The following is a 6,301-nucleotide window of genomic DNA, read 5'->3' as shown; positions in this document are numbered from 1 at the left end:
TGCTCCCAGATGTGCGCACCATCTTTTTGCGGCCGGCCTCCAGCGTTTTATCGTTCAGGGTCAGAATTTCATCAATGACAGCGGCGTAATTGTCCCAGGTGAGGGGCGTGTCGATGAGGCCGCCCTCCATCAGGGTCTTGCTGGCGGAATCCAGAACCCCGTCGGCCACCTGCTGGGCACCGGCGGTCAGGGCCGCGTTGTTGGAAGTCAGGGTATCCAGGCCCTCGGTCAGCTGGTCCAGACCACTGTTCAGCTGGCTGGTACCATCCAGCAGTGCCGCCGCGCCACTGTCCAGCTGGGCCACGCCGTCCACCAGCTGGGAAGCACCGCTCAGCAGCTGCTGCATGGCGTCGTTGAGCTGGCTGATGCCGTCGGTCAGGGAATGGATGCTGCTCAGGTCAAACACGTTGCCCTGCCCCAGCGCCTCAGCACTGGCGGCACTGGCCAGCAAAATCTGCGGGGCGGACAGGTTTTCTACGTCGGCTTCCACGGTCACACTGTCCTGCAAGTAGTCCTCTGCGGCGGAGAAGCTGTCCGGCAGCAGGCCGCTCAGGGCACCACGGACGCCGGGCAGGGTGACAAAGGCGGCGACCGTGGATTTGGCGGCACTTTCCAGCAGGCCGTGCTCCAGCGTCACATTGGAGGCGTCTTCCCCCAGCACCACACCCACGGCGGTGATAAACGGCGTGACAACGGTGCGCTCGGCCCCGTTGACAGTCACGGTGCCGGTTTCGTTGTTGGTCAGGTCGATGCGGATGGTCAGGTGGCCGCTCTTGCCCAGCAGGTTTTCCAGCGGGGTGGTTTCACCGTCCAGGGTGTAGGTCACGGCGGCGGAAACAGGCAGGGCACGGCTGGTGTCGCCCTTATAGTAGACATCGGTGTCGGTGGTGTCCCAGGTCAGGCTGTCGCCGTTCTGGGTGAACGCGGCGTCGCTCTCGGTATTGACGATATCGGTCAGGGTGGAGCGGTCGGTGACGCCGGAGAGGCCGGCCGCGTTGTAGAGGTGGGCGCTGACCGTGGTACTGGTGACAGAGCCGTCCGGGGCCATGACGGCGTACACCGTCTCGTCTTTGGAGAAGCTGGGCTTGGCGGCGGCAAAGGCGGGCAAGGCCATCCCGGCAGCCAGCGCCAGCGTCAGGGCCGCGCTGGTAAAGCGAAGTGTTTTTTTCATGGCAGGTTTACTCCTTTTCAGACATCTGAGGGGCAGCGGACGGGAGCCAGCCCAGGGTGGTGCGGCGGATGAGACCGTCCAGCAGCATCAGGGCGGCAGGCAGCACCACAAGGATGACCACCGTGCTGATGAGCGCGCCCCGGGAGATGAGCAGGCAGATGCTCCGCATCAGCTCGATCTGGCTGATGACAGCCACGCCGAATGTGGCGGCAAAGAACGTCAGGCCGCTGGTGAGGATGCTCTGGCTGCAGTGTTCCAGGGACTGCTGGGCGGCCTCCCGCGGGGTGCGGCCCAGGGCGCGCTCCTCCCGGTAACGGGTGGTCATGAGGATGGAGTAGTCCACCGTGGCACCCAGCTGGATGGTGCCCAGGATGATGCTGGCGATGAACGGCAGCGAAGCCCCGGTAAAGTAGGGAATGCCAAGATTGATGGCAATGGCGGCCTCAATGCTGGCCACCAGAATGACCGGGATGGACAGGCTGCGGAACGAGACGAGGATGATGGCAAGCACGGCCAGGATGGACCAGACGTTGACATTGGCAAAATCGTTGTCCGCGATTTCCACCAGGTCTTTCGTCATGGCGCTCTCACCGGTGACGAGGCCCTCCGGGTCCGCCGCTTTGACGAGGGCAATCATCTGCTCCACCTGCGCGTTCACGGCGTCGGAGCCGGCCTTGTAGGCACCGTTGGCCAGGATCAGCTTGTAACCGGCGTTCTGCAAAATTTCCAGAATGCCGTCCGGCAGAATCTCGGTGGGGAAGCCCGGGCCGGTGATGGCATCCAGACTGACCACCTGGGTGATGCCGTCCAGCTCGCCGATGTCATCGCACAGGGCGCTGACCTTGGAGGCGGGCAGGTCGTCATGGACAAGGATGAAGTGGTTGGTCACCATACCGAAATCCTCGCCCAGCTTGCTCACGCCCACAATGCCGGGCATATCCTGCGGCAGGGCATCAAACAGGGCGTAGTAGACGGAAGTCCTGCCCTGGGCCAGTGCAAAGGGAATAATAATGGCAATGGACGCGATCAGCACCCCCACCGGGTGGCCCGAAACAAAGTGGCTCAGGCGGGTGAGCTTGGGGATAAACGTGCGATGACGGTATTTTTCCACCCACTTGTCAAAGAAGAGGATGAGGGCGGGCAGGATGACGATGGTGCAGACCACGCCCAGCGCCACGCCCTTGGCCATGACCACGCCGATGTCCCGGCCCAGCGTCAGCTGCATGGCGCACAGGGCCAGGAAGCCCGCAATGGTGGTCAGACTGGATGCGGAGATGGAGGTGGTCGTCTTGCAGATGGCGTTGACCATGGCTTCCTCGTTGGAGGAGGCCAGCTCTTTTTCCTCTTCATAGCGGTGGAGCAGGAAGATGGAAAAATCCATCGTCACGCCCAGCTGCAGCACGGCGGCCAGCGCCTCGGTAATGAAGCAGACATCCTTGAGGAAGAAGTTGGTGCCAAAGTTGTACACCAGCGGGAAGAGCAGCCCCAGCATAAACAGAAGGGGTGTGATGGCGCTCTCCAACGCCAGGAACAGAATGAGCAGGCAGGCACCGCCGCCAAACAGTAAGTAGAGGGGCATTTCCTGGGTGACCAGCGCCTTGGTATCGTAGAAAATGACGCTGATGCCGCCAAAGAAGCAGTCCCGCCGCAGCACCTTTTTGATCTGCGCCACGGCCTCCATGGTCTCCTCGCTCACGCTGGAACCACCCAGCCGGACGATGAGGATGGTGGAATCGTTTTTGCCAAACAGGAATTTCTGCACATCGGCGGGCAGCATCTCCACCGGGATGGCCGGGTCTACCACGTCGCTGAGCCAGAACGTCTGCAATACGCCCGGGATGGCGTCGATATCCTGCTTCATGGCCAGCAGCTCATGGGTGGGCAGGCCCTCCACGGTGATCATGCTGGTGGAAGCGAGCTGATAGTCGTCTTCCAGAATGAGCTGGCCCACCCGGGAGTCCAGCTCCGGCGGCAGGTAGGAGAGGATGTCGTAGTTGATGCGGGTGGCAATGGCTCCCACCGCCGAGGGGATCAGGAGCAGAACTGCGAGGATCAGGATCATTTTCCGCAGCCGGACAATGGCCTGCGCGATTTTTTTCATGAAAAGCCTCCCATTTTGAAAAATTGACGTTTTGCGGAGAATACAAAAGCGTCCTTTGTCGTTTTTGGCAATGTACTTTATTATAATAGCCGCATTCAAAACAGGCGTCAAGGAGCAAACCCCGCCGGTTTGTCCATCAAAAAATAAAAAATGATGGAATTTTCAAAAAAGGGCTTGCATTTTGCAAAAACCTGTGGTAATATATCCAAGTCGATACGACATCTGGACGGTTAGCTCAGCTGGTAGAGCATCTGCTTGACGTGCAGGAGGTCACAGGTTCGAGTCCTGTACCGTCCACCATACAGTTCGTACTCGAACCCAATTCTTTATGAAAAAGGGTTCGGGTACGTTTTTTGTTTATCAGAGGTTCTGCGGAAGGACTACTCGGAACGGTAAACGAGCAAAGGCAGGGTATCACCATGGCGGTGGTATCCTGCCTTTTGCTTTGCGGGATCAAGTTCGCTTTGTGCGAACTTGGTCGTCCACCCTATATGGCGCATTGAGGGCTAATCGCTGCGTACGTCCGTACATGGCCGGTACGCACGTACGCAGAAAAAAGGGAAAGTTCTGACATATAGGGGTGTTCTTTCAGCTGGTAGTATGGTATACTAGGCTCAACAAATCGGAATTTGAAAGGGTGATATTATGGGACCAAATCCGGATCATGTATATCCAAACGAAAACATAAAGCAAGTTGTATATATTAAGAATGTGATCACAAGGCCAAATATTATTGTGGGTGAATATACTTACTATGATGATGTAAACGGAGCAGAAAAGTTTGAAGACCATGTTACGCACCACTATGAATTTCTTGGCGATAAATTGATTATCGGAAAGTTTTGCGCGATTGCAAAAGGAATCGAATTCATTATGAATGGTGCAAATCATAGAATGAACAGCGTAACGACTTACCCGTTCAATATTATGGGCGGTGGTTGGGAGCAATTTACACCAAGCCTTGAAGACCTACCCCTAAAAGGAGATACTGTTGTTGGTAATGATGTCTGGATTGGACAGAATGTAACTGTTATGCCAGGTGTTCATATTGGGGATGGCGCAATCATAGCAGCCAATTCTGTTGTCACAAAGGATATTCCACCATATAGCATTGCTGGTGGTAATCCATGCAGGATGATTCGCAAACGGTTTGATGATGATTTGACGGCATACCTGCTGAACCTTAAATGGTGGGACTGGGATGCAGATAAAATTTTTCGTAATATGGATGCACTGTGCAGTGGGAATTTACAGAAAATCAAGCATATACCAGACTGACAACTTCCAGTTTGTCGTAACCTCAGAAGCAGGGTTTGGGGCAGGTACGCCCCAACAAGAACACTTCAAAAACGCGGGAGCGTCGCAGAAGTGCAGTCCCGGAAGGGCACAACATTTTCAAGAATTGAAAATTTGTGGCCACGGGACGATTCTTGCTCTCAGCTAATTCGCTCAAAACAGCTTTTGCGCAATTGTTTCCAAATTGTTAAGACGCATAAAGCAAGCAAAGAACCTTTTTCTTCTGAAGTGGTGGTGTTCACGGTGAGCACCACCACTTTTCTGTTTTGTTTTTCTTGCAAACGGGTGCGAAATATGGTATATAGGTTATACGAAACATTGCTTCGATTGAATAACCTGACATTCAATGATGTGTAAAGAGAGGTGCAGCCATGACCGCCGTAATCTATGCCCGCTATTCTTCCGACAGCCAGCGCGAAGCTCCATTGAAGGGCAGCTGCGCGACTGCAAGGACTACGCCGAGAAGAACGGTATCACCGTGGTCGGCACCTACATCGACCGTGCCTACTCTGCCAAAACAGATGACCGCCCGGACTTCCAGAGGATGATCAAGGACAGCGGAAAGAAAATCTTCGATGTAGTTCTGGTCTGGAAGCTGGACCGCTTTGCCCGGAATCGGTTCGATGCCGTGAACTACAAGTACCAGCTGGAAAAGAACGGTGTCCATCTGGTGTCTGCCATGGAACCCATCTCGCAGGGGCCTGAAGGCATTATGGTGGAGAGTATGCTGATTGGCATGGCGGAATACTATTCCGCCGAACTCTCCCTGAAAGTGGCGCGCGGTGAGCGCGAAAACGCCCTCCAGTGCAAGTACAACGGCGGTGTGGTGCCGCTGGGCTTCACCATCGGCAAGGAGGACAGGCTGTACCATATCGACCCGGAAACGGCTCCCATCGTGCAAGAGATCTTCACCCGGTACGCCGACGGCGAACCGGCTGAGAAGATTGCAGCATCCCTGAATGAGCGCGGCCTGCGTACCCGCACCGGGAAGCCGTTCGTAAAGAACAGCTTCTTCCAGATCTTCCGCAACCGCCGCTACATCGGCGAATACCGCTACAAGGACATTGTGACGCCGGGCGGCATTCCGGCTATTGTTGACCAGGATTTGTTCGACCGGGTTCAGCAGCGTTTCGAGCAGAACAGGATCGCCCACGGTCGGCCTGCAAAAGAGGATGTGAGCTATCTGCTGACCACTAAGCTGTTCTGTGGCAAGTGCGGCACCCTGATGGGTGGCGAAAGCGGCACCAGCCACATGGGAAACACCTACTATTACTACAAGTGCGGCAATGCCAAGCGCCACGGCAAGGCGCACTGTGACCTGAAGGCTATCCGCAAGGAGCCGCTGGAACGGTTCGTGGTGGACACTGCCATCAAGGTGATTTTCAGCGATGAAATCATCGAACGGCTGATAGATTTGATTGTGAAAGCCCAGCAGCAGGAGAACACTCGCCTGCCCGTTCTGAAAGACCAACTCCGGGATACAGAGAAGCGGCTGGCAAATCTTCTGGAAGCCATTGAACAGGGCATCCTGACCCCGACCACCAAGCAGCGGCTGGACGAACTGGAAGCCCGGAAAGAAGCTCTGAACACCAGCATTCTGGAAGAAGAGCTGAAAAAGCCCGTCCTGACCCGCGAATGGATGCGGTTCTGGTTTGAAAAATTCCGCAAGGGTGACATGAGAGACATGGAGCACCAGCGGCAGATCATTGATACCTTTGTCAACTCGGTCTACG

Annotated in this window: 3 protein-coding genes, 1 tRNA gene and 1 pseudogene; 3 read left to right on the top strand and 2 right to left on the bottom strand. The window is 55.9% G+C overall.

The window, feature by feature from the left end:
- Together DXA70_RS13300 and DXA70_RS13295 are read right to left on the bottom strand one after the other, a co-directional pair.
- Nucleotides 1-1,171, bottom strand: a pseudogene (locus DXA70_RS13300) (hypothetical protein); the annotation flags it as partial.
- A gap of 7 nt (nucleotides 1,172-1,178) precedes the next feature.
- The gene (locus DXA70_RS13295) at nucleotides 1,179-3,272 is read right to left on the bottom strand and encodes an MMPL family transporter (protein ID WP_128118740.1); all 2,094 of its coding nucleotides are present in this window, start codon (nucleotides 3,270-3,272) and stop codon (nucleotides 1,179-1,181) included.
- 224 nt (nucleotides 3,273-3,496) lie between these two features.
- On the opposite strand from DXA70_RS13295, the gene DXA70_RS13290 reads away from it, so the two are divergent.
- The 3 genes from DXA70_RS13290 to DXA70_RS13275 all read left to right on the top strand — a co-directional run.
- Nucleotides 3,497-3,572, top strand: a tRNA-Val gene (locus tag DXA70_RS13290).
- A 345-nt stretch (nucleotides 3,573-3,917) separates the two neighbouring features.
- On the top strand, nucleotides 3,918-4,550 hold the full coding sequence (locus tag DXA70_RS13285; protein WP_128118739.1) for a Vat family streptogramin A O-acetyltransferase: 633 nt from the start codon (nucleotides 3,918-3,920) through the stop codon (nucleotides 4,548-4,550).
- A gap of 364 nt (nucleotides 4,551-4,914) precedes the next feature.
- A partial coding sequence (locus DXA70_RS13275; protein ID WP_243001424.1) for a recombinase family protein occupies nucleotides 4,915-6,301 on the top strand: 1,387 nt, incomplete at its 3' end.

Origin of the sequence: Faecalibacterium sp. OF04-11AC (genome assembly GCF_003460645.1) — a bacterium.
Taxonomy (GTDB): Bacteria; Bacillota; Clostridia; order Oscillospirales; family Ruminococcaceae; genus Faecalibacterium; species Faecalibacterium prausnitzii_I.
Note: the sequence above shows the minus strand (reverse complement) of the source record. Positions and strands in the feature narration are given on the sequence as shown.